At 73.5% G+C, this 22,875-nt stretch carries 18 protein-coding genes; 17 read left to right on the top strand and 1 reads right to left on the bottom strand.

Features of this window, described 5'->3' with window-relative positions; all coding sequences use genetic code 11:
• The first annotated feature begins 267 nt into the window (after nt 1-267).
• From K3554_RS14230 to K3554_RS14180, 11 genes are all read left to right on the top strand, one after another.
• On the top strand, nt 268-1,341 hold the full coding sequence (locus K3554_RS14230; protein WP_259941374.1) for an Mrp/NBP35 family ATP-binding protein: 1,074 nt from the start codon (nt 268-270) through the stop codon (nt 1,339-1,341).
• Nucleotides 1,342-2,001: 660 nt separating this feature from the next.
• Nucleotides 2,002-2,514 (top strand): division/cell wall cluster transcriptional repressor MraZ, encoded by a 513-nt coding sequence (locus K3554_RS14225; RefSeq protein WP_259941373.1) that lies wholly within the window; start codon nt 2,002-2,004, stop codon nt 2,512-2,514.
• On the top strand, nt 2,511-3,479 hold the full coding sequence (rsmH, locus tag K3554_RS14220) for a 16S rRNA (cytosine(1402)-N(4))-methyltransferase RsmH (RefSeq protein ID WP_259941371.1): 969 nt from the start codon (nt 2,511-2,513) through the stop codon (nt 3,477-3,479). Before K3554_RS14225 ends, rsmH begins: the two co-directional genes overlap by 4 nt.
• A 4-nt stretch (nt 3,480-3,483) precedes the next feature.
• On the top strand, nt 3,484-3,924 hold the full coding sequence (locus K3554_RS14215) for a hypothetical protein (RefSeq protein ID WP_259941370.1): 441 nt from the start codon (nt 3,484-3,486) through the stop codon (nt 3,922-3,924).
• 104 nt (nt 3,925-4,028) lie between these two features.
• Nucleotides 4,029-5,765, top strand: a complete 1,737-nt coding sequence (locus tag K3554_RS14210; RefSeq protein WP_409197357.1) for a peptidoglycan D,D-transpeptidase FtsI family protein — start codon at nt 4,029-4,031, stop codon at nt 5,763-5,765.
• Nucleotides 5,766-5,803: 38 nt separating this feature from the next.
• Nucleotides 5,804-7,255 carry a UDP-N-acetylmuramoyl-L-alanyl-D-glutamate--2,6-diaminopimelate ligase gene (locus tag K3554_RS14205; RefSeq protein ID WP_259941367.1) on the top strand — a complete coding sequence of 484 codons (1,452 nt, stop codon included), beginning with the start codon at nt 5,804-5,806 and terminating at the stop codon, nt 7,253-7,255.
• Nucleotides 7,252-8,619 (top strand): UDP-N-acetylmuramoyl-tripeptide--D-alanyl-D-alanine ligase, encoded by a 1,368-nt coding sequence (gene murF / locus K3554_RS14200; RefSeq protein WP_259941366.1) that lies wholly within the window; start codon nt 7,252-7,254, stop codon nt 8,617-8,619. Before K3554_RS14205 ends, murF begins: the two co-directional genes overlap by 4 nt.
• Before the next feature lies 1 nt (nt 8,620).
• Complete coding sequence (mraY, locus tag K3554_RS14195; RefSeq protein WP_259941365.1) at nt 8,621-9,703, top strand: phospho-N-acetylmuramoyl-pentapeptide-transferase; 1,083 nt, start codon at nt 8,621-8,623, stop codon at nt 9,701-9,703.
• A 41-nt stretch (nt 9,704-9,744) separates the two neighbouring features.
• Complete coding sequence (locus K3554_RS14190; protein WP_259941364.1) at nt 9,745-9,969, top strand: hypothetical protein; 225 nt, start codon at nt 9,745-9,747, stop codon at nt 9,967-9,969.
• Complete coding sequence (gene murD, locus K3554_RS14185) at nt 9,966-11,360, top strand: UDP-N-acetylmuramoyl-L-alanine--D-glutamate ligase (RefSeq protein ID WP_259941361.1); 1,395 nt, start codon at nt 9,966-9,968, stop codon at nt 11,358-11,360. The genes K3554_RS14190 and murD overlap by 4 nt, the downstream gene beginning before the upstream one ends.
• Nucleotides 11,361-11,382: 22 nt before the next feature.
• Entirely contained in the window at nt 11,383-12,831 is a 1,449-nt protein-coding gene (locus K3554_RS14180; protein ID WP_259941358.1) for a TrkH family potassium uptake protein, read from the top strand.
• Nucleotides 12,832-12,837: 6 nt separating this feature from the next.
• Here K3554_RS14180 and K3554_RS14175 read toward each other — a convergent pair whose 3' ends face one another.
• Nucleotides 12,838-14,544 carry a peptidoglycan-binding protein gene (locus tag K3554_RS14175; protein ID WP_259941356.1) on the bottom strand — a complete coding sequence of 569 codons (1,707 nt, stop codon included), beginning with the start codon at nt 14,542-14,544 and terminating at the stop codon, nt 12,838-12,840.
• 211 nt (nt 14,545-14,755) lie between these two features.
• On the opposite strand from K3554_RS14175, the gene K3554_RS14170 reads away from it, so the two are divergent.
• From K3554_RS14170 to K3554_RS14145, 6 genes are all read left to right on the top strand, one after another.
• Complete coding sequence (locus tag K3554_RS14170) at nt 14,756-15,679, top strand: glycine--tRNA ligase subunit alpha (RefSeq protein ID WP_259941355.1); 924 nt, start codon at nt 14,756-14,758, stop codon at nt 15,677-15,679.
• 59 nt (nt 15,680-15,738) lie between these two features.
• A complete protein-coding gene (locus K3554_RS14165; RefSeq protein ID WP_259941354.1) occupies nt 15,739-16,482 on the top strand; it encodes an FkbM family methyltransferase in 744 nt (247 codons plus the stop codon).
• 64 nt (nt 16,483-16,546) lie between these two features.
• Complete coding sequence (locus tag K3554_RS14160) at nt 16,547-17,062, top strand: DUF6446 family protein (RefSeq protein ID WP_259941352.1); 516 nt, start codon at nt 16,547-16,549, stop codon at nt 17,060-17,062.
• Nucleotides 17,063-19,177: a glycine--tRNA ligase subunit beta gene (glyS, locus tag K3554_RS14155; protein WP_259941350.1), complete on the top strand. Its 2,115-nt coding sequence runs from the start codon at nt 17,063-17,065 to the stop codon at nt 19,175-19,177. It abuts the gene before it with no gap.
• A gap of 148 nt (nt 19,178-19,325) precedes the next feature.
• Entirely contained in the window at nt 19,326-21,857 is a 2,532-nt protein-coding gene (locus K3554_RS14150; RefSeq protein WP_259941349.1) for a pyruvate, phosphate dikinase, read from the top strand.
• A gap of 217 nt (nt 21,858-22,074) precedes the next feature.
• Nucleotides 22,075-22,767 (top strand): cell wall hydrolase, encoded by a 693-nt coding sequence (locus tag K3554_RS14145; protein ID WP_259941348.1) that lies wholly within the window; start codon nt 22,075-22,077, stop codon nt 22,765-22,767.
• The last annotated feature ends 108 nt before the right edge of the window (nt 22,768-22,875 follow it).

Here is a 22,875-nt window from a genome sequence, read left to right as displayed (position 1 = left end):
CGCAGGAAGAAACACGTTTACCTAGAGTTGGTTAACGATCGACGTTGATGCAGCGGCGGCTTTGCGATTTGCGGCCCTCCCAGGCAACCAGATCATGGTGCCCGGCGTTCGGGCGCCTTGCCGAACCCATGGGCAGGCGGCGGACGGATCGGGACACGGCGCGCCCGCGCTCGGACCCGGCGCGGCCGTGGGGAGGGCAGGGGTCGGGCGGCCCTTGCCCTCTGCGCGCGCGCGGCCCAAGTGCGCTTCCGCCAGGAGGGAACCGACATGGCCACCAAGGACGACGTGCTCGCGGCGCTGGATCGCATCACCACCCCCGCGGGCGAGAGCCTCGTGGCACTCGACGTGGTGCGCGCGGTCACGGTCGAGGCGGGGCGCGTGCGCTTCGTGATCGAGGCGCCCTCGCCGGAGGTCGCGCGCGTGATGGAGCCGGTGCGCGCCGCCGCCCAGGCCGCGGTGGAGCGGCTGCCGGGCGTCACCTCCGTGCAGGCCCTGCTGACCGCGCCCACCCAGCAGAAGGCGCCGCCCCAGCTCAAGGTGGGCGGCCATCCCACCCCGCAGGATGGCCCAAAGCGGGTGGCGAACGTGGCCCGCATCCTCGCGGTCGCCTCGGGCAAGGGCGGCGTGGGCAAGTCGACGATGGCCTCGAACCTCGCGGTGGCGCTGGCGCGGGGCGGGCGGCGCGTGGGCCTCCTGGACGCGGACGTCCACGGCCCCTCGCAGCCGCGCATGATGGGCGCGAGCGGCCGGCCGGCCTCGCCCGACGGCAAGACCATCATCCCGCTCCTGGCCCACGGGGTCACGCTGATGTCGATCGGCCTGATGCTCGACGAGCGCAAGGCGGTGATCTGGCGCGGGCCGATGCTGATGGGCGCGCTGCAGCAGATGCTGGGGCAGGTGGCCTGGGACCATCACGGCGGCCCCCTCGACGTGCTGGTGGTGGACCTGCCGCCGGGCACCGGCGACGTGCAGCTCACCTTGTGCACCAAGGCCGTGGTGACCGGCGCGCTGGTGGTGTCGACGCCGCAGGACGTGGCCCTTCTCGACGCGCGCAAGGCGCTCGACATGTTCGCGACGCTCAAGACGCCCGTCGCGGGGCTGGTCGAGAACATGAGCCTCTTCCACTGCCCCGCGTGCGGCCACGAGGCCCACGTGTTCGGCCACGGCGGCGTGGCGCGCGAGGCCGAGGCGCTGGGGCTGCCGTTCCTCGGCGCGCTGCCCATCGACCTCGACACAAGGCTGGGCGGCGACTCGGGCCGGCCGGTGGCCCTCGGGGACGGGGCCATGTCGGACGCCTTCGCCAAGCTCGCGGCGCGGCTGGTGGACGACGGATTCGCCTGACGGCGCCCTCCGGGGGGCACGCCGTGGGACGGCATCCCACCCCCTCGCGGCGACGCGCGGAGCGCGAATCACGGTGCCGTGATTCGCGCTGACGGGCGCCTTCGGCTTAACCGCATGACGGCATGGCGTTTTCTTTCGGGGGCGGGGTCGGTGCAGGATCGGGGCCGTTAAAGCAACCCGTTCAGAAGCGCCATCGGCGAAATGTTGCTGCCCGCGCAAACCGCCCTTCGCGCATCTGAAGGGGCAAAAACCCGCGTCACTAAATCCCGCTTAACCGAATTGCCAGTTCTACCACATGTTGTGTCTCAGAGGGTCTTGCACGGCCTTACCCACAGCTTGTGGACGACTGCGGTGGAGCAAAGTGGCAAATTTAGGGTAGCAATACCGGCTCCGGAGTGGCATCACTGCCATACGAGAACGGGGCCACGAAGAGGCGACAGACCTCCACCCCACACGACCCCAGAGGCGGGACGACACAGGCGACCCCCACACGTCTTCGGACGGTGAACGATCCGACGCGCGCAGCAGCAGTAACCCCCCAGGTGACAGCGCGCGAAGGACAACGGTCCCCATCGGACCAGCGGCGGGCCGGGTATTGGCAGATACCTGGTCCGCCGCACTTCATTCCGGCCCCCGCGCGGGGCCAGCGAAAGCGAGGGCATGGGCCAGAGGTTCCGCGGAACGGACACCCACAAGGTGGATGCGAAGGGTCGGGTCTCGATCCCGGCCGACTTCCGCCGGGTGCTCGATTCCGGCGACCCCGAGCGCGAGCCCGGCCAGAACCCTTCCGTGATCGTGCTGTTCGGCGACACCCGGAACCCTTGGTTCGACTGCTACACGGCCGCCGCCATGGAGGAGATCGACGCGCTCATTGAGGAGATGGACGACGGCGATCCCGACCGCATCGTGCTCGAGGAGTACTTCTACGCCAACGCGCTCACGATCCGGCTCGACGACGCGGGCCGCCTGGTCCTGACGCGCGCCCTGCGCGAGCGCATCGGCATCACCGACCAGGCCTGCTTCCAGGGCCGCGGCAAGACCTTCCGCATCTTCTCGCCCGACGTGCCGGGCGAGGCGGTGAGCCAGCTCGGGGCGCGTCTCGCCGACATGCCGCGCGAGCGCTCCATCGCCTCGCTGCTGCCCTCGCGCCGCGGCCGCGCGCCGGCGGAATGAGCGACGCGCCGCACGTTCCCGTCCTCATCGGCAGCATCCTCGACGCCTGCGCGCCGATCCGCGGCACCTGGGTCGACGCCACCATGGGGGCGGGGGGCTACGCCCGGGCCCTGCTTGCAGCGGGGGCGGAGCGGCTGATCGGCATCGACCGCGACCCGCTGGCGCACGCGCTCGCCGAGGCGTGGGCCGACGAGCGGGTCGCGCTGCACCGCACCGTGTTCTCGCGCATGGACGAGGTGGCGACGGGCGTCGACGGCGGGGTGGTGCTGGACCTCGGCGTCTCATCGATGCAGCTCGACCGCGCCGAGCGGGGCTTCTCGTTCCTGCGCGACGGCCCGCTCGACATGCGCATGGGCGGGGGGGGGCCGAGCGCCGCCGACGTCGTGAACGAAGCGTCCGAGGCGCAGCTCGCCGACATCCTCTTCCGCTACGGCGAGGAGCGCGCCGCCCGGCGCATCGCCCGTGCCCTTGTGCGGCGCCGCGCCGAGCGGCCTTTCGAGCGCACCCTCGACCTCGCCGACGCCGTGGCCGCCTGCCTGCCGCGCCCCAAGCCCGGCCAGAGCCATCCCGCGACCCGCGCCTTCCAGGCGATCCGCATCGCCGTGAACGAGGAGTTCGACGAGCTGCACCGCGGGCTCGAGGCCGCCGAGCGCGCGCTCGCGCCGGGCGGCTGGCTGGCGGTGGTGACGTTCCACTCGCTCGAGGACCGCGCCGTGAAGCGCTTCCTTGCGGACCGCTCCGACGCGGGCGGCGGCGGCTCGCGCCACGCGCCCGCGCGGGGCCCGCGCGAGCCGGCCTTCGAGGTGCCCCTGAAGGCGGTCGCGGCCGACGCGGCGGAGGTCGCGGGGAATCCGCGGGCGCGCTCGGCCCGGCTGCGTGTTGCCCGGCGGACCCACGCGCCGGCCGGCGGGGTGGAGCGGCGCGCCTTGGGCCTTCCCGATCCGGTCCGCCTGGCGCAGGACTGAGCCCATGCGCCACGTCCTCTATGCCCTTTCCGTCCTCATGGTCGTCGCCCTCGCGTTCTGGGCCTACAACGAGGGCTACAAGACCCGCGCCACCGCGCGCGACGTGCAGCGCCTCAAGATCGAGATCGGCCGCCGCCACGAGGAGCTGGCCGTCTTGCGCGCCGAGTGGGCCTACCTGAACCGCCCCGAGCGCCTGCGCGAGCTGGCCGAGATGAATTTCGAGCGCCTCGGGCTGATGCCGCTGACTGCGGAGCACTACGGTCTGGTGGAGCAGGTGGCCTACCCGGCGCCGGTGCCCGCGACCCTGCCCTGGGACGAGGCCGGCGCCGCGCTGGGCGAGAAGATAGGCGGCATCGCCGTGCTGCGGCACGAATACGGCGCCGACGCCGCCCCGGCGCTGATCGCGCCGCCCACGCTGGCCGACGATGGGGAGCAGTTGCCGTGATCACCGTGCCCACGCTTGCTCCTTACGTCGAGCCGCTGCTCGCGCCGTTCCGCCGGCGCCCCGCCGCGCTGCCCGACGACCCCTTCCGCCCCGTCGCCCCGCGCGTGCCCCGCGCCGCACCCCCGCCAGCGCCCGCCGCCCCCCGCGAGGCGCCCGAGCGGGTGCGCGCCCGCGCCGAGCGGCGCCTGCGCTTCACCGCCGGCTGCTTCCTCGTGGCCTTCATGACCGTGGGCCTGAAGATGGCCACCATCGCCGCCTCCGAGGCGCGCGAGCCGGTCTCGGGAGGCACCCTCGGGGCGGGCATCGCCTCGGACCGCGCCGAGATCACCGACCGCGAGGGCCGGGTGCTGGCCTCGAACGTCAACGCCACCGCGCTCTATGCCCAGCCGCACTTGATGGTGGACCCGCTCGCCGCCGCCGAGGGGCTGGCGCGCATCTTCCCGGACATGGAGGCCGAGCGCTGGCACCGCCGCTTCACCTCGGGCGCCAAGTTCATCTGGCTCAAGCCCAACATCTCGCCCGAGCAGCAGCAGGCCGTGCACGACCTCGGCGAGCCGGGCCTCCTGTTCGGCCGCCGCGAGATGCGCCTCTATCCCAACGGTCCCCTGGCCGCCCACGTGCTCGGCGGCGCCCGCTACGGCGCGCAGGACGTGCGCGCCGCCGAGATCGTGGGCATCGCGGGCGTGGAGAAGGTGTTCGACGACTACCTCTCGGACCCCGCCAACGAGGGCGCGCCGCTGCGCCTGTCGCTCGACCTCGGCGTGCAGAGCGCGGTGGAGCGGGTGCTGGCCTCGGGCATGCGGATCATGAACGCCAAGGGCGCGGCCGCGATCCTGATGGACGCGCACACCGGCGAGATCATCTCGCTCGCCAGCCTGCCGGACTTCGACCCGAACGACCGCCCGCGCCCCGCCCTCGAGGGCGATCCGGGTGACTCGCCGCTGTTCAACCGCGCGGTGCAGGGGCTCTACGAGCTGGGCTCGACCTTCAAGATTTTCACAGCCGCCCAGAGCCTCGAGCTTGGGCTGGCCAACGCCGGCACCCTCGTGGACACGTCCGCGCCCCTGCGCATCAACCGCCACCCGATCCGCGACTTCCACGACTACGGCCCCGAGCTCAGCGTCACGGACGTGATCGTGAAGTCTTCGAACCGGGGCACCGCGCGCATGGCGCTCGACATCGGTGCCGAGCGGCAGCAGGCCTTCCTGCGTTCCTTGGGCTTCTTCGACCCCTCGCCGGTGGAGCTGACCGAGGCGCCGGGCGCCAGGCCGCTGGTGCCCTCGCGCTGGCCCGACATCACGACGGCGACCGTCAGCTACGGACACGGGCTCTCGGCCTCGCCGCTGCACCTCGCCGCGGGCTACGCCTCGCTCCTGAACGGGGGCACCCGCGTGCAGCCCACGCTGCTCGCCCGCACCGGCGCGCCCGAGCCGGGGCCGCGCGTGGTCAGCCGGCGGGTCTCGGCGGAGGCGCGTCACATGCTGCGCCAGGTGGTGCTGCGCGGCACGGCGTCGCTCGGCGACGTGCCCGGCTACCAGGTGGGCGGCAAGACCGGCACCGCCGACAAGCCCAAGCACAACGGCGGCTACTGGGACGACAAGGTCATCACCACCTTCGCCAGCGCCTTTCCGGCGCAGGACCCGAAATACGTGCTGGTGGTGACCCTCGACGAGCCCGAGATCGAGGCCGCCGGCGAGCGGCGCCGCACCGCCGGCTGGACCGCGGTTCCCGTGGCCGCCGAGGTGGTGCGCCGCGTCGCGCCCCTGCTGGGCCTGCGTCCCGAGTTCGATCCCGGCGCCGACAGCTTCGCCGCCTATCTGGCCTCGGCGCCCGCCCGGTAGTGGACGGCACGGGGCCGGCGGGGTAGGCGGGCGGCGACATGGGCAAGACATTGAGCGAACTGGGCCTCGCGGGCCCCGAGGTGACGGTCGAGGGGCTGGCCTCCGACAACCGGCGCGTGCGCGCGGGCGACCTGTTCGCCGCGCTTCCGGGCGGCACGGTCCACGGCGCGCGCTTCGCGGCGGACGCCGTGGCGCGCGGCGCGGTGGCCGTGCTGACCGACCGCGAGGGCGCGGCCGCGCTCGACCTCGCCGTCCCCGTGATCGCCGTCGAGGACCCGCGCGCGGCCCTGGCCTTCGCCGCGGCCCTCATGGCGGGGCGGCAGCCGGCCACCGTGGTCGCCGTCACGGGCACCAACGGCAAGACCTCCGTGGCCGCCTTCACCCGGCAGCTCTGGGAGGCCATGGGCCTCATGGGCGCCAACATCGGCACCACCGGCGTGGAGGGGGCCTTCTCGGCGCCGTCCTCGCACACCACGCCCGACCCGATCGCGCTGCACCGCCTGCTGGCGCAGATGGCCGCCGCGGGCGTGACCCATGCCGCGATGGAGGCCTCCAGCCACGGGCTCGACCAGCGCCGCCTGGAGGCGGTGCACCTGGCGGCCGCCGGCTTCACCAACCTCACCCAGGACCACCTCGACTACCACGGCACCATGGAGCGCTACCTGGAGGCCAAGGCGGGCCTCTTCACGCGCCTCTTGCCGGGCGACGCGGTGGCCGTCATCAACCTCGACGATCCCCACGGGCCCGACCTCGCCGCCGAGTGCGAGAGCCGCGGGCAGGAGGTGATCGGCGTGGGCCGCAACGAGGCGGCGCGCATCCGGCTGACGGGCCAGCGCTTCGACGCCACGGGGCAGGAGGTGCTGTTCCGCTGGCAGGGCCGCGCCATGCAGGCGCGCCTCCAGCTGATCGGCGGCTTCCAGGCGGCCAACGCGCTCCTGGCCGCGGGCCTCGCGATCGCCGCCGGCGAGGACGCCGAGACCACCTTCGCGGCCCTGCCGCGCCTGCGCGGCGTGCGGGGCCGGATGGAGCTGGCCGCCAGCCGCGAGAACGGCGCAGCGGTGTTCGTGGACTACGCCCACACCCCCGACGCGGTGGAGACCGCGCTCCAGGCGCTGCGGCCCCACGTAATGGGGCGCATCGTCGCCGTGGTCGGCGCGGGCGGCGACCGCGACCGCGCCAAGCGGCCCCTGATGGGCGCCGCCGCGGCGGCCCACGCGGACGCGGTGATCGTGACCGACGACAACCCCCGCTCCGAGGACCCCGCCGCGATCCGCCGCGCGGTGATGGAGGGCGCGCCGGACGCGCTGGAGGTGGGCGACCGGGCCGAGGCGATCCTGCGCGGCACCGCGATGCTGGAGCCAGGCGACAGCCTGCTGGTCATGGGCAAGGGCCACGAGACCGGCCAGACCTTGGGCGACATGGTGCTGCCCTTCGACGACGCCGAGCAGGCCAGCATCGCCGTGGCCGCCCTCGAAGGGCGCATCGCGTGACGCTCTGGCATGCCGCGGATGCCGCCCGCGCCACGGGCGGCCGCACCGGCTCGGACTGGAAGGCGGGGGGGCTGTCCATCGACACCCGCTCGATCCGGGAGGGTGACCTGTTCGTGGCCCTGAAGGCCGAGCGGGACGGGCACGACTTCGTGGCCGACGCGCTCGCCAAGGGGGCCGCGGCGGCGCTGGTGTCCCGCGTGCCCGAGGGCGTCGATCCCGCGCGCCTCCTCGTCGTGGACGACGTGCAGGCGGGGCTGGAGGCGCTGGGCCGGGCGGGCCGGGAACGCACGCGAGCGAAGGTCGTCGCCGTCACCGGCAGCGTCGGCAAGACCTCCACGAAGGAGATGCTGCGCCACTGCCTCGCGCGGCAGGGCCGGGTCCATGCCGCCGTGCGGAGCTTCAACAACCACTGGGGCGTGCCGTTGACGCTGGCGGGCACCCCCGAGGACGCCGACTTCGCCGTGATCGAGATCGGCATGAACCACCCCGGCGAGATCGCGCCCCTCGCCCGGCAGGCCCGGCCGGACGTGGCCGTGGTCACCAACGTGGCGCCGGTCCACCTGGAGGCGTTCGAGGACGTCCGGGGCATCGCCCGCGAGAAGGCCGCCATCTTCGAGGGGCTCCCCGAGGGCGGCACGGCCATCTGGAACGCCGACCTCGAGACCTCTGCGATCCTCGCCGAGCGCGGCACCGTGAGCTTTGGGCGCGCGGGCGACTGGCGCCTCACGGACGTCGCCGCCGGCCCCGACTCCGTGGCCTGCGCCGCCGAGACGCCGGTGGGGCCGCTCGCCTTCCGCATCGGCGCGCCGGGCGCGCACTTCGCCATGAACGCCCTCGCCGTGCTCGCGGCCTGCCATCACCTCGGCGCCGACGTGGCGCGCGCCGCGCTGGCGCTGGCCGACTGGACCCCGCCCGAGGGCCGGGGGCGCCGCCATGCCGTGCGGCTCGGCCCCGACGCGGCCCCGGTCGACCTGATCGACGACGCCTACAACGCGAACCCCGCCTCGGTGGGCGCCGCGCTCGACCTCTTGGCCTCGGCCCCCGTGCCGCGCCACGCCCGGCGCGTGGCGATCCTGGGCGACATGCGCGAGCTCGGTCCCACCGGTCCCGCGCTCCACGCCGCGCTGGCCGACCACGACGGCCTCGCCATGCTCGACGAGGTCCACACCGTGGGCCCGCTCATGCGCCACCTGCACGACGCCCTGCCCGCCGACGCGCGGGGCCACCACGCCGACACCGCCGAGGCGCTGGTCCCGTATCTGCGCGACCTCGTTCGCCCCGGCGACGCGGTGCTGGTGAAGGGCTCGCTCTCCATGCGCATGGCCGCCCTGGTCCGGGGCATCCGCAACCTCGAGGAGATCTAGGATGCTCTACTGGCTCGCGGACCTCAGCGACGGGGGCGGCCCGCTCAACCTGTTCCGCTACATCACCGTGCGCGCCGGCCTCAGCTTCTTCACCGCGCTGGTGTTCGGCTTCCTGTTCGGCCAGCCGCTGATCGACCTGCTGCGCCGGAGCCAGGGCAAGGGCCAGCCGATCCGCGACGACGGCCCCGAGTCCCACTTCGCCAAGGCCGGCACCCCCACCATGGGCGGCGTGCTGATCCTCGGCGCGATCTCGGTGGCGACCCTGCTCTTCGCGCGACTCGACAACCCCTATGTCTGGCTCGTGCTGTTCACCACCATCTGCTACGGCGCGATCGGCTTCGTGGACGACTACGCCAAGGTCTCGGCGGGCAACACGAAGGGGGTGCCGGGCCGCGTGCGGCTGGTGCTCGGCTTCGCCATCGCGCTGGTGGTGGCGCTGGTCGCCACCTGGGCGCACCCGCCCGAGCTGTCGGGCCGCCTCGCGTTGCCCTTCGTGAACGAGTACGTGCTCAACCTCTCCTGGGCGTTCATCCCCTTCGCCATGGTTGTGATCGTGGGCAGCGCCAACGCCGTGAACCTGACCGACGGGCTGGACGGCCTCGCGATCATGCCGGTGATGATCGCAGCCGGGAGCCTCGGCGTGATCGCCTACGCCGTGGGGCGCACCGACTTCACCGAGTATCTCGGCGTCCACTACGTGCCCGGCACGGGCGAGCTCCTGATCTTCTGCGCGGCCCTCATCGGCGGCGGCCTCGGCTTCCTGTGGTACAACGCCCCGCCCGCGGCCGTGTTCATGGGCGACACCGGCTCCCTCGCACTAGGCGGCGGGCTCGGCACCGTGGCCGTGGTCACGAAGCACGAGCTGGTCTGGGCCATCATCGGCGGCGTGTTCGTGGCCGAGGCGCTGTCGGTGATCGTGCAGGTGCTCTACTTCAAGTCCACGGGCCGCCGGGTCTTCCTGATGGCGCCGATCCACCACCACTTCGAGAAGAAGGGCTGGGCCGAGCCGCAGGTGGTGATCCGCTTCTGGATCATCGCCCTGATCCTCGCCCTCGTCGGGCTGGCCACGCTGAAGGTGCGCTAGGGGCTTGCGCCCCCGCCGCCCGCGCGCTTCCACTCGCCCCCATGATCCGCCTCCGGAACCCCCTGATCGACCGCACCGCGCCTCCGCAGCGCTTCGGCACGCGCGCCGCCCGTTGGGGCGCGCTGGCCTGCGCCGTGGGCTTGGGTGTGATGCTCGCGCCGGTGGCGAGCGGGTGGCGCGCCGCCGGGGCGGGCGAGCCGGCGCCCGCGGGCGGGAGCGCGTGGGCGGACCTGCGCCGCGCGGGCTGGGAGATGGCGGCGCGATGATCCCGGTGCGCGGGTTCCAGGGCGCCACGGTCGCCGTGCTCGGGCTGGGGCGCTCAGGCCTCACCGCCGCCCGCGCCCTGCGCGCCGGGGGCGCCGAGGTCGTCGCCTGGGACGACGGGGCAGGGGGGCGCGACGGCGCCGCGGCCGAGGGTTTCGCGCTGCGCGATCTCAGTCAGCCCGGGGCGCTGGACGGGGTCGCCTGCCTCGTGACCTCGCCCGGCATCCCGCATCTCTATCCCCGCCCGCACCCGGCCATCGCCGCGGCCTGGGCCGCCGGCGTGCCGGTCGACAACGACGTCGGGCTGTTCTTCCGCTCGCTCGGCCACGACGGCCACGCCCCCCGTGTGGTCGCGATCACCGGCTCCAACGGCAAGTCCACCACCTCGGCGCTGCTGCACCACGTGCTGCGCGAGGCGGGCCGCACCGCCCACCTCGCCGGCAACATCGGCCGCGGCGTGCTCGATCTGGACCCCCCCGAGGAGGGCGAGATCGTGGTGCTGGAGCTGTCGAGCTACCAGACCGAGCTGGCCCGCGCGCTGACCCCGGACGTGGCCGTGTTCACCAACCTCTCGCCCGACCACCTCGACCGCCACGCGGGGCCGGGCGGCTACTTTGCGGCCAAGCGGCGCCTGTTCGCGGAGGGCGGACCCGACCGAGCGATCGTGGGCACCGACGAGGCCGAGGGCGCGTTCATGGCCAACCAGCTCGCGGAAGGCCCCGCCGACGACCGGGTGATCCGCGTGACCAAGGAGAAGCCGCAGGGGCCGGGCTGGCAGGTCTCCACCGCGAAGGGGTGGCTGGCGGAGTGGCGCAAGGGGAGTCAGGTCGCGGCCGTCGACCTGCGCGACGTGCCGGGCCTGCCGGGGCGCCACAACCACCAGAACGCCGCCTGCGCCTTCGCGGCTGCGCGCGCGCTGGGCCTCGGGCCGCGCGACATCGAGGCGGGGCTGCGCTCCTACCCCGGCCTGCCGCACCGATCGCAGCACGTCGCGGAGCGTGATGGCGTGCGCTACGTGAACGACAGCAAGGCCACCAACGTCGATGCGGCCGCCCAGGCGCTGCAGGCCTTTCCGCGCATCCGCTGGATCGTGGGCGGACTGGAGAAGGAGGGCGGGCTGGAATCCTTGCGCGCCCACTACGGCCACGTCGCCAAGGCCTACGTGATCGGCCGCGAGGCGGCGCGCTTCGCGGTGGACCTCGGCCCGGGGCTGGCGCTGGAGGTCTGCGGCGACATGGCCACCGCCGTGGCCCGTGCGACCGCCGAGGCGGAGCCGGGCGACACCGTGCTGCTGGCCCCCGCCGCCGCCTCGTTCGACCAGTACGACAGCTTCGAGCGCCGGGGCGAGGACTTCGCCGCCCGCGTGCGCGCCGCACTGGGCGAGGACCCGTGACCGATCTCCGGACCCCGGCGCGGTGATCGACGCGCGCCCGGCGGGGCACGTGATCGGCTGGCTGCTGGTGATCCTCGGCGGCTCGATGCTCGTGCCGCTCGCCGCCGACCTCGTGGAGCGCGAGGGGCACTGGCCCGCCTTCCTGCAGGCCAGCGTCCTGACGGTCGTGACCGGCATGTGCCTCGCGCTTGCCAACAGCAACGCGGTCCGCGACCGGCTGACGCTGCAGCAGACGTTCCTGCTGACCGTCGGCGTCTGGGTGGCCCTGCCGATCTTCGCCGCGCTGCCCTTCGCGCTTGGCGCCACCGGGGCCACCTTCACCGACAGCTTCTTCGAGGCCATGTCGGGGCTGACCACCACCGGCTCCACTGTGCTGACGGGGCTCGACGACCTGCCCGCGGGCCTCCTGCTGTGGCGCGGGCTGCTGCAGTGGTTCGGCGGCATCGGCATCATCGTCATGGCGATGGTGTTCCTGCCCGAGCTGCGCGTGGGCGGGATGCAGATGTTCCGCTCCGAGGCGTTCGACACCATGGGCAAGGTGCTGCCCCGCGCCGCCGAGATATCGGCGCAGATCTCCACGATCTACGTCGCCATCACGGTCGCCTGCGCGCTGGCCTACGGGGCCGCCGGCATGGGCGCCTTCGACGCCGTGGTCCATGCCATGACCACCGTCAGCACCGGGGGTTTCGCGAACTACGACGCCAGCTTCGGCGCGTTCAAGGGCTCGATCGAGTACATCGCCACGCCGTTCATGCTGGCTGCGGCGATCCCCTTCGTGCTCTACGTGCGGCTGGTCGCGGGCGAGGCCCGGCCGCTGTGGCACGACCCGCAGGTGCGCGCCTTCCTCGGCTTCTACGCCGCCGCCGCGGCGGCCTGCTGGGCGGCCGTGGTGTGGTTCCACGAGACCCCCACCGAGATCGCGTTCCGCGAGTCGGTCTTCAACGTGGCCTCGATCCTCACCGGCACCGGCTTCGCGAGCGTCGACTACATGCGGTGGGACGGCTTCCTCGTGTCGATGTTCTTCTTCCTGGGGCTGGTCGGGGGCTGCGCGGGCTCGACTTCCTGCTCGGTCAAGATCTTCCGCTACCAGATCCTGTTCGCGGCCACGAACGCGCAGATCAAGCGCATCCACTCTCCCCACGGCATCTTCCGGCCCCGCTACGCCGGCAGGCCCGTCACCGACGACGTGCTCAACTCGGTGATGACCTTCTTCGTGCTGTTCGTGGTCTCGCTGGGGATGTTCTCGGTGGCGCTCGCGCTGACGGGGCTCGACTTCGTGACCTCGGTCTCCGGCGCGGCCACGGCGCTGGCCAACGTCGGCCCCGGCCTCGGCGCGACCATCGGGCCGGCGGGCAACTTCGCGCCGCTCAACGACCCCGCGAAGTGGGTCCTGATCGCGGCCATGCTGACGGGGCGGCTGGAGCTGATGGCGGTCTACGTGCTGTTCACGCGCCGCTTCTGGATGGCCTGACCGGCGCTACTCCCAGCAGGTCACCAGCGCGGTGATCGCCGCGGTCCGCTCGCGCAGCGCCTCGGGGCGCAGGCTGCCCGCGGGCGCGGCTGCTTCGGGCGAGACGCCCGCCTCGGCCAGGACGGGAAGGATCGCGCGCGCCGGCAGGGCCAGCGCGGCGCCGCCCGGCAGGGCGCGCGAGGGGTCTTTCGGCAGCAGCATGGCCGCCACCGTGCCCTCGCCGTCCAGCACCGGCCCGCCCGCGTCGCCCGGCTCGGCGCCGAGCGGCAGGCGGAGGAGGCGCGCCGCGCCGTCCGTCGCGGCCTCCAGCGTGCCGCGGCTCACCGTGGCCGCGCCGAGCATGCCGCCGAACGGGAAGCCGCCCACGGAGACGTCGGCGCGCGCCGCACCCTCCTCGGGCGCGAACCGCGCGACCTCGGCGGGGGCGATCGCGGCAGCGGGGCGCAGCACGGCCACGCCGCCCGCGCGGGCGGCCACGGCCGCGTCGTAGCCGCCCTCGATCGTCACCCGTCCGCAGCCCTCGACCGTGGCCGCTGCCGTGGCGACCGCGCCGGAGCGGTCCACCCAGAAGCCCGCGGCGGAGCGGAGCGGCCGGCGCACGTCGAGCCCGGCCAGCGCGTCGAGTCCTTGCGTCCCGCCCGCGGGAAGCGGCGCCGAGGGCAGAGGCGCGCCGGTGCTGCGCAGGCTGGCGGCCATCGCTTCGACCGCCCGCTCCGCCTCGGCGGCGCGCTCCGGCGGCCAACTCAGCGCGAAGCCGACGACGTGGCCCCCGTCGAGCTTCGCGCGCACCTCGGTGGTGCGGTCCGCCGCCTCGCCGCGGATGCGGAACGCGCCCGCATCGCGCGCGCGCGGTCCCTCGGGGGGCACGAAGGTCAGCGTCTGCATGATCTCGTAGAGGCCGCCGAGGCTCGCCGGGTCGCCCGCCTGGCTGATCAGCACCATCCGCACGCCCGACTCGTCCTCGGGCGCGTAGTGCACGAACGGCGCCTCGACGCGGTCGAAGCGCACCAGCCCCATCGGCGCGGTCAGCGCGACCCCCGCCTCGGGCACCTCCAGCGGCTCCAGCCCCACGGCGGCCTGCGCGGCGCGCCAGTCGTCGAGCAGCTCCGCGCGCTGGCGCGTGGTCAGCACGCCCGTGGGCTGCAGCCCGCGCGCCGTCTGCCACGCGGCCATCGAGGCGCGGGTGCCGCGCCCGAAGCTGCCGTCGATCGCGGCGTCGTAGAAGCCGAACCAGCGCAGCGCCCGCTGCAGCGCCTCGCGCGCGGTGCCGTCCAGCGCCGCCTCGGAGGCGAGCGCGGCGCGGGTGTCCTCCTCGGGCGGGGCGGCGTCCGGGGCCGCGGGCGCCGCGGGGACGGGCAGGGGGGTGGTGGCGACGGCATCCGCGGCGGAGGCCACGCCCGCGGGCCAGAACCGCTCGCCGAAGTTGCCGCCGTCGCTGACGAAGCTGTCGCGCGGGATCAGGTTCTGGGCGCGGAACTGGTCGAGCGCGGCGTCCGCGGCCTCGGGCGAGGGGTAGGGGCCCAGCGCCAGCCCGTACCAGCGGCCCGGAAGCGAGAAGCCGTTCACGTTCGGGAACAGGCCCGCGTAGCCCCGCGCCCGGCTCTCGGCCTCGGCGAGCGAGGGCTTCGCCTCGATCTGCACGAACGCCGTCTGCGCGCTCGCGGCGCCGGCGGCGAGGAGGTGGAGGGCGAGCAGCAGGGAAACGATCCGCATCGGACGGGCCTCGCAAGGGGGAACACGCGCGGGCACCTTGCGTATCGAAGCCCCGAGGGAAAGGGGTGGGGCAGGCGGTGGCCGGCCGCCCTGTTGCGCGCACGCCGCGCGCGGCGGCGGGCTTTCGCCAATGCCGCCCGGATGGCGGCGCGTTGACCCGGCCGGGCCGCGCTCCTACACCGCGCGGCGACACCGATCCGAGGCCGTTCCCATGTCCGAAGCCCCGCGCTCCTTCCAGGAGATCATCCTGCGCCTCCAGGGTTACTGGGCCGCGAAGGGCTGCGCCGTGCTGCAGCCATACGACATGGAGGTCGGCGCGGGCACCTTCCACCCGGCCACCACCCTGCGCGCGCTTGGGCCGCAGCCCTGGGCCGCCGCCTACGTGCAGCCCTCGCGCCGCCCCACCGACGGGCGCTACGGCGAGAACCCGAACCGGCTGCAGCACTACTACCAGTACCAGGTGCTCATCAAACCGAGCCCGCCCGACCTGCAGGAGCTGTATCTCGGCTCGCTCGAGGCGATCGGCATTGACGCCTCGCTCCACGACATCCGCTTCGTGGAGGACGACTGGGAGTCGCCCACGCTGGGCGCCTGGGGCCTCGGCTGGGAGGTCTGGTGCGACGGCATGGAGGTGTCGCAGTTCACCTACTTCCAGCAGGTCGGCGGCCACGACTGCCACCCGGTCTCGGGCGAGCTGACCTACGGGCTGGAGCGGCTGGCGATGTACGTGCTGGGCGTGGACCACGTGATGGACATGGCCTTCAACGACCCCTCGGCCCCGATCCCGCTGCGCTACGGCGACGTGTTCCTGCAGACCGAGCAGGAGTTCGCGCGCTGGAACTTCGACGTGGCCGACACCGCGGTGCTCCTGCGCCACTTCGAGGAGGCCGAGGCCGAGTGCCGCGCCATCCTCGGGCAGCCCGCCGAGGACCCGCGCACGGGGCGGCGCATCGTGATGGCCCACCCGGCCTACGACCAGTGCATCAAGGCCAGCCACATCTTCAACCTCCTGGATGCCCGCGGCGTGATCTCGGTGACCGAGCGGCAGAGCTACATCGGCCGGGTCCGCGCGCTGGCCAAGGCCTGCGCCGACGCGTTCCTCCTGACGCCCGCGGGCGGGCACGCCGCCGCCTGACACCTCGCGTTAGGGAATGGCGTCGTATCCCGCCCGGGCCGACCCCCGGAGCGCCGCCCATGCCCAGCCCCACAGCCGCCGCCCCCGCCGCCATCGACCCCGCCGCCGAGATCGCCGGGCGCGTGCAGCGCACGAAGCGCCGCGTGGCGCGCCAGCGGAAGCTGGCGCGTGCCGAGGGCATGATGCAGGGCCTGCTGCGCCTCCTGGGGCCGGGCGACGTCGCCGTGGACTGCGGCGCCAATGTGGGCGCCGTGTCCGAGCGCTTCGCCGCCACGGGCGCCGCCGTGCTGGCCCTCGAGCCGGACCCCGTCGCATTCCGCGCCCTGCGCGCGCGGATCGGTGACGCACCTGGCGTCCACCTCGTGAACGCCGCCGCCGGGACCGCGGCGGGGCGCGCCGTGCTGCACCGCTCCGCTCGCTTCGACGACGATCCCCTGGCGGGCACGGTCGGCTCGACGCTGGTGGAGGGGGTTCGGGCGGCCGAGGTGGGCACGGGCGTGGGCGTCGAGGTCGAGGTTGTGGACCTGCCCGCCACCCTGGGGGCGCTCCTCGACGGGCGGGCGCCGGACGTGGCGCCGGGCCTCGCGCCGGGACGCCTCGCGCTGCTGAAGATGGACGTGGAGGGCGCCGAGATCGCGCTCCTGCGCGCGCTCCACGCCCGCGGCCTGCTCGCGCGCATCCCCGCCACGGTGGTCGAGACCCACGAACGCAAGTTCCCCGCCCTGCGCGGGGACTTCGCGGCCCTTCGCCGCGAGATGGCCGAGGCGTTCCCGGACGGGCGGGTGTTCCTCGACTGGGTCTGACCCGCTTCCTTGCCCCCGCACGGCCCCCGTCGTAGAGGGCCGCCCGGACCCCGAGGAGGCGCGTGTGGGCAAGGTCGTCGTCATCGCTCTGCTGCTCGCCTGCCTGATCGGCGGCGCGGGGCTGTGGTACTCGCAGGCCTACGCCTACTGGGACCGGGTCGAGGGCCCGGTGACGCTCACCCTCGAGGAGGAGGGCCGGCGCGTGCCGCTCGCCGCCTGGGACGTGGAGGCCATCGTCTCGCGCTCCTCGCCCCTGGGCTTCCGCGCCTGCTTCACCCACGACGTGCCGCCCCACGAGGCGCCCGACCGCCCGCGCCCCGCGCCCACCGTCGCCCCCGGCTGGTTCGACTGCTTTGACGCCGCCGCCATCGCCGCCCTGATCGAGAGCGGCGAGGCCACCGCTCACACCGCCTGGACCGACGCCGCCTACGGCGTGGACCGCGTCGTGGCGCTCGCCCGCGACGGGCGGGGGTGGGCGTGGCACGAGCTGAACGACTGCGGCGCCAAGGCCTACGACGGCTCCGCCACCGCCCCGGCCTGCCCGGACCGTGCGACCTTCCAGCCCCTCGAGGACCGCTGAATGCCCGACCTCCTGATCGAGCTCTTCTCCGAGGAGATCCCCGCCCGCATGCAGGCGAAGGCCGCCGACGACCTGCGCCGCCTCGTCACCGACGGGCTGGTCGAGGCGGGCCTGACCTACCGCGGCGCCACCGCCCACGCGACGCCCCGACGCCTCGCGCTGGCCGTGGAAGGCCTGACCGACCGTAGCCCCACCACCGTGGAGGAGCGGCGCGGCCCCAAGGTCGGCGCGCCCGACAAGGCGGTCGAGGGGTTCCTGCGCGGCGCCGGGATCACGCGCGACCAGCTCGAGACGGCCAGCGACAAGAAGGGCGAGCACTACGTCGCGCGCATCACCCGCGAGGGCCGCGAGGCGCCCGCCATCGTGGCCGAGGTGCTGGAGGCGGCCGTGCGCGGCTTCCCCTGGCCCAAATCCATGCGCTGGGGTGACGGAACCTTGCGCTGGGTCCGCCCCCTGCGCCGCATCCTGTGCATCCTGTCGAACGAGGAGGGGGCCACGGTCGTGCCCCTCGACATCGACGGCATCGAGGCGGGCGACGTCACCGAGGGCCACCGCTTCATGGCGCCAGGGCCGATCCGGGTCTCGGGCTTCGACGACTACGCCGCCAAGCTGCGCCGCGCCCACGTGATCCTCGACGCCGAGGAGCGCATGGAGATCATCGGGCAGGAGGCCCGCAACCGGGCCTTCGCCGCAGGGCTGGAGCTGGTCGAGGACGAGGGCCTGCTGCGCGAGGTGGCCGGGCTGGTGGAATGGCCCGTGGTGCTGATGGGCCGGATCGAGGAGCGCTTCCTCGCGCTGCCGCCCGAGGTGCTGCGGACCTCCATGAAGGAGCACCAGAAGTTCTTCTCGGTGCGCGACGGCGAGGGGCGCATCGTGCGCTTCATCACCGTTGCCAACCGCGAGACCGCCGACGACGGGGCGACGATCCTCGCTGGCAACGGCCGGGTGCTGGCCGCGCGCCTCGCGGACGCGCTGTTCTTCTGGGAGAACGACCTCGCGGTGGCGAAGGCGGGGATGGGCGCGTGGCTGGAGAAGCTGCGGAGCGTCACCTTCCATGCGAAGCTCGGGTCGCAGGCCGAGCGCATCGAGCGCATCGCCGCCCTCGCGCGCGAGATCGCGCCCGCGGTGGGCGCCGACCCCGCGCAGGCCGAGCGCGCGGCGCGGCTGGCCAAGGCCGACCTGTCGTCCGAGATGGTCTACGAGTTCCCCGAGCTGCAGGGCCTCATGGGCCGCCGCTACGCCGAGGCGGCGGGCGAGGCCCCCGAGGTCGCGGCCGCGGCGCAGGAGCACTACCAGCCCCTCGGCCCGTCCGACGACGTGCCCACCTCGCCGGTCAGCGTGGCGGTGGCGCTGGCCGACAAGATCGACACGCTGGCGGGCTTCTGGGCGATCGACGAGAAGCCCACGGGGTCGAAGGACCCCTATGCGCTGCGGCGCGCGGCGCTGGGGGTGATCCGGTTGGTGTTGGAAAACGGGTTGGCGTTCCCGCTCTGGGGGCCGATGCGCACCGCCTTCACCGCCCACGGCGTGCGTCCACCAAACCCGGATGATCCTGATGACTATTCCGGCATGGCCGAGCCGATCGAACTCGAAGGGTTCTTGAGGGGCTTCCTCCACGACCGCCTCAAGGTCCACCTTAAGAACGAGAATATCCGTCACGACGTGATCGACGCCGTGCTGACCGGCGAGCGGACCGACGACCTCGCCGACCTCGTGGGCCGCGCGCGCGCCCTGAACGACGTGCTCGCCACCGAGGACGGCGGCAACCTCGTGCAGGGCTACAAGCGGGCGAAGAACATTTTGACCCAGGCCGAGGCACAGGACGGCGTCGAGTACTCCTACGGCGGCGAGCCGAAGCTGGCGGAGACGGACGAGGAGCGCGCGCTCTTCGCCGCGCTCGATGCGGCCGGCCCACGCATCGACGCAGCCCTAGGCTCGGAGGACTACCCCGCCGCCATGGCCGAGCTGGCCCGCCTGCGCGCGCCCATCGACGCCTTCTTCGAGGCCGTGCAGGTGAACAGCGACAACGCCGTGGTGCGGCGCAACCGGCTCAACATGCTCTCCACCATCGTGCGCACCTGCGAGCGCATCGCCGCCCTCGACCGACTCGCCTGAGGATCGCGGCGGGGGCGCAACGCCCCCGCGCACTCCATGACGCTGGGGAAATTAACGTTTTGTGCATCGGCGGACGCCATGTAGCGTTGGCCCGACCCTTTCGCTGCAACGCGGCAACGCTATATGCTGCGTGTGCGAGGTAACTGACATGCTCGAGACGCCCGGCTTCACCGAGATCACCCCGACCGCGGACATCGCGGCGAACCGCTTCGGCCGCCGTGCCAAGTGCCTCCAGCGGCTCGTGCGCATGGGCCTGCCGGTGCCGCGCACCGTGGCGATCCCGTTCCGCACCGTGCGCGAGATCGCCGAGGGCGGCATGCCCGACCTCTCGACCATGCTCGCGCAGTTCGACACCCGGCCGCTTTTGCTGTCCGTCCGCTCCTCGTCCGAAGCGGCAGACTGGGGCGGCCCCGGCGCCGTGCTGGGCCTCGGCATGAACGACGCCGTGCACCAGTGGGGCCGCGAGACCTTGGGCTGCGAGCAGGCCGACCGCTTCTACCTGCGCTTCATCCGCAGCTTCGCGATCGAGACGATGCGCCTCGACGAGGCCCCGTTCCTGGATGCCGAGACCCCCGCCGAGGCCGTCCGCATCTACGAGGAGGAGGCCGAGGCGCCGTTCCCCCAGGACGTCCGCGACCAGCTCGCGGCCGTGCTCCGCTCCATGGCCCGCGCCTGGGAGGGCACCTCCGCCCGTCTCCTGCGCCAAGCCAAGGGCGCGCCCGCCGACGCCGGCCTGGGGCTGGTGGTGCAGCGCATGGTGCAGGGCATGGGTGCGGGGCAATCCGGCTCGGGCGTGGTGCAGTTCGTCTCGCCCGTCACCGGCGAGCCGCAGGTCACGGGCCGCTACCTCGGCCAGGCGCTGGGCCGTGACGCCCTTCGCGCTGGCGAGAAGGCCATGTACCTCACCCGCGACCCGCGCGGCCCCTCGCTCGAAGAGCTGCTTCCGGAGGTCTTCGCGGAGCTCTGCGAGGCCGGCGCCCAGTGCCGCCGTCGCCTGCGCGAGGAGATGCAGGTTGAGTTCACCATCGATCAGGGCCGGCTCTACATCCTCGACGCGGTGCGCTGCCCCCGAGACGCCCGCGCCACCGTGGCCATCGCTGCCGGGCTGGCGCGCGACGGCATCATCCCGCGGGCCGAGGCCGTGAGCCGCGTGACCCCCGCCACCATCGGGCGCCTCCTCCACCGCCAGATCGCCCCCGAGGCCGAGCGCGCCGTGCTCGCCCGGGGCATCGCCGCATCCCCTGGTGCCGCCTCGGGCCGCGTCGTGTTCGAATCCGCCGAGGCGCAGGCCGCGCTCGCACGCGACGAGCCCTGCATCCTCGTGCGCCGCGAGACCACGCCCGACGACGTGCGCGGCATGCATGCCGCCGACGGCGTGCTGACGGAGCGCGGCGGCATGACCTCCCACGCCGCCGTCATCGCCCGCGGCCTCGGGCTACCTTGCGTGGCCGGCGCCACCTCGGTGCAGGTCGACGACCGCCTCGGGACCTTGCGCTTCCCGGACGGCACCGTGCTGCGCGCGGGCGACGAGATCACCCTCGACGGCACCGCCGGCGAGGTGCTGCGCGGGCGGGCCGAGATGCTGGAGCCGCAGCTCGACGGCGCCTTCGGCGACCTGATGTCCTGGTCCGACCAGATCCGCGACATCGGCGTGCGCGCCAACGCCGACACCGTGGGGGACGCGACGCTCGCGCGCTCCTTCGGCGTGGACGGCATCGGCCTGTGCCGCACCGAACACATGTTCTTCGACGAGGCGCGCCTCACGGTGATGCGCGAGATGATCTTCGCCGAGAACCCGCAGGACCGCGCCGCCGCCCTCGAACGCCTCCTGCCCATGCAGCGCGACGACTTCACCGAGCTGTTCCGCATCATGGACGGCCTGCCGGTCTGCATCCGCCTGCTCGACCCGCCGCTGCACGAGTTCCTGCCCTCCGAGGGCGAGGGCATCCGCGCGCTGGCCGAGGCGCTGGACCGCCCGATCTCCGAGGTGCGCGCGCGCATCCGCTCCTTGCAGGAATACAACCCGATGCTGGGGATGCGCGGCGTGCGCCTCGGCATCTCGGTGCCCGAGATCTACGAGATGCAGGCCCGCGCCATCTTCGAGGCCACTGTGGACGCCGTGGCGCAGGGCGCGGTGATCGTGCCCGAGATCATGATCCCGCTCGTCACCGCCCGCAAGGAGGTGGAGCTGGTTTCGCGCCGCATCGAGGCCGTGGCCGCCGCCGTGAAGGCCGAGCGGGGCGCGAAGTTCGGCTACCGCCTCGGCGTGATGGTCGAGACGCCCCGCGCGGCCCTTCGCGCCGGCGAGATCGCCGAGACGGCCGCGTTCCTGAGCTTCGGCACCAACGACCTGACGCAGATGACCTATGGCCTCAGCCGCGACGATGCGGGCCGCTTCATGTCGGCCTACGTCAACGAGGGGGTCTATCCCGAGGATCCGTTCCAGACGCTCGACGTGGACGGGGTGGGCGAGCTGCTGCTGCTCGGCGCGCGGCGCGGACGCGAGGCGCGCGCGTCGGTGACGCTCGCGCTGTGCGGCGAGCACGGCGGAAACCCCGAATCGATCGCGTTCTGCCGCCTCGCGGGGTTCGACTATGTGTCCTGCTCACCGTTCAGGGTGCCGATCGCGAAGCTCGCGGCCGCTCAGGCGACGCTTCTGGCACGCGGAGATGCGGGCTGACGGCAGGGTTCTGCCGGAACCGTCCTGTCGATCGGCGAGAATCCGCAATTTCACGGCGCAAGCACATCCTTAAAGGCGAGTAAGGTTTCCCCGCCCCGTTGCGTTATGGCCACGCGCCTGCCAAGTCCCCGCCCACAGACAAACGGGGTTGGACGGTAACGGTTCCATAAGGCGAAAACGCTAGGCCGGCACCGTCCGAACGGATGGGGAATACCACATGCGCTTCGAAATGCGCGCGGCCGCCTTGGCCGTGATCGTCGCTCTGCTGCCCGTCGCAGCGAGCGCGCAGTCCACCTTCGCCACGGACAGCGAAATCCAACGGATCGAGACGGTCATGAGTTCCCGCGGAACCGACGGATTCATGCGGATGGCCTCGCTGGTCGAGGAGGAGCCCCGCGGCTCGCTGCTGGACCGCCGCGTCCGCCCGCTCACCGCCCCCGCCGGGGACGACCGCGACGACGACCTGCCCATGACGCGCACCGCGCTTGCCGACATGGACCGCGCCACCGGGAACGCCGAATGGCGCTGCCTCACCGAGGCGATCTACTTCGAGGCCCGCGGCGAGCCGATCCCCGGCCAGTACGCCGTGGCCGAGGTGATCCTGAACCGCGTCGACAGCCGCCGCTACCCCGACACGATCTGCAAGGTCGTGAACCAGGGCACCGGCCGCCTCCACGCCTGCCAGTTCTCCTACACCTGCGACGGCCTGCCCGAAGCGATCCACGAGCGCGACGCCTGGGAGCGTGCCGGCAAGATCGCCCGCCTCATGGTGGACGGCGCCCCCCGCGCCCTGACCGCGGACGCCACGCACTACCACGCCGACTACGTGGATCCCTACTGGGCCAAGGTCTATCCGCGCACCGCGCAGGTCGGCATCCACATCTTCTACAAGCAGATCCCCGGCGCCTGAGCGCCGCGGTCCATCCTGCGACCCCCAGGGCCCCCGCGAGCGGGGGCTTTTTATTTGCGCGCGCCCCGGGCACGACGGTGAACTGAAGCCCGCTTCCGAGGACGCCCC

It is taken from the genome of Jannaschia sp. W003 (assembly GCF_025144335.1).
Classification (GTDB): Bacteria; Pseudomonadota; Alphaproteobacteria; order Rhodobacterales; family Rhodobacteraceae; genus Jannaschia.
This window is presented reverse-complemented; position numbering and strand designations above follow the sequence as displayed.

Bases quoted from the DNA above. Each gene is read 5' to 3' on its own strand.
- K3554_RS14230 (WP_259941374.1), top strand. From the start codon at position 268: ATGGCCACCAAGGACGACGTGCTCGCGGCGCTGGATCGCATCACCACC.
- K3554_RS14225 (WP_259941373.1), top strand. From the start codon at position 2,002: ATGGGCCAGAGGTTCCGCGGAACGGACACCCACAAGGTGGATGCGAAG.
- rsmH (WP_259941371.1), top strand. From the start codon at position 2,511: ATGAGCGACGCGCCGCACGTTCCCGTCCTCATCGGCAGCATCCTCGAC.
- K3554_RS14215 (WP_259941370.1), top strand. From the start codon at position 3,484: ATGCGCCACGTCCTCTATGCCCTTTCCGTCCTCATGGTCGTCGCCCTC.
- K3554_RS14205 (WP_259941367.1), top strand. From the start codon at position 5,804: ATGGGCAAGACATTGAGCGAACTGGGCCTCGCGGGCCCCGAGGTGACG.
- mraY (WP_259941365.1), top strand. From the start codon at position 8,621: ATGCTCTACTGGCTCGCGGACCTCAGCGACGGGGGCGGCCCGCTCAAC.
- K3554_RS14190 (WP_259941364.1), top strand. From the start codon at position 9,745: ATGATCCGCCTCCGGAACCCCCTGATCGACCGCACCGCGCCTCCGCAG.
- murD (WP_259941361.1), top strand. From the start codon at position 9,966: ATGATCCCGGTGCGCGGGTTCCAGGGCGCCACGGTCGCCGTGCTCGGG.
- K3554_RS14175 (WP_259941356.1), bottom strand. From the start codon at position 14,544: ATGCGGATCGTTTCCCTGCTGCTCGCCCTCCACCTCCTCGCCGCCGGC.
- K3554_RS14170 (WP_259941355.1), top strand. From the start codon at position 14,756: ATGTCCGAAGCCCCGCGCTCCTTCCAGGAGATCATCCTGCGCCTCCAG.
- K3554_RS14165 (WP_259941354.1), top strand. From the start codon at position 15,739: ATGCCCAGCCCCACAGCCGCCGCCCCCGCCGCCATCGACCCCGCCGCC.
- glyS (WP_259941350.1), top strand. From the start codon at position 17,063: ATGCCCGACCTCCTGATCGAGCTCTTCTCCGAGGAGATCCCCGCCCGC.
- K3554_RS14150 (WP_259941349.1), top strand. From the start codon at position 19,326: ATGCTCGAGACGCCCGGCTTCACCGAGATCACCCCGACCGCGGACATC.
- K3554_RS14145 (WP_259941348.1), top strand. From the start codon at position 22,075: ATGCGCTTCGAAATGCGCGCGGCCGCCTTGGCCGTGATCGTCGCTCTG.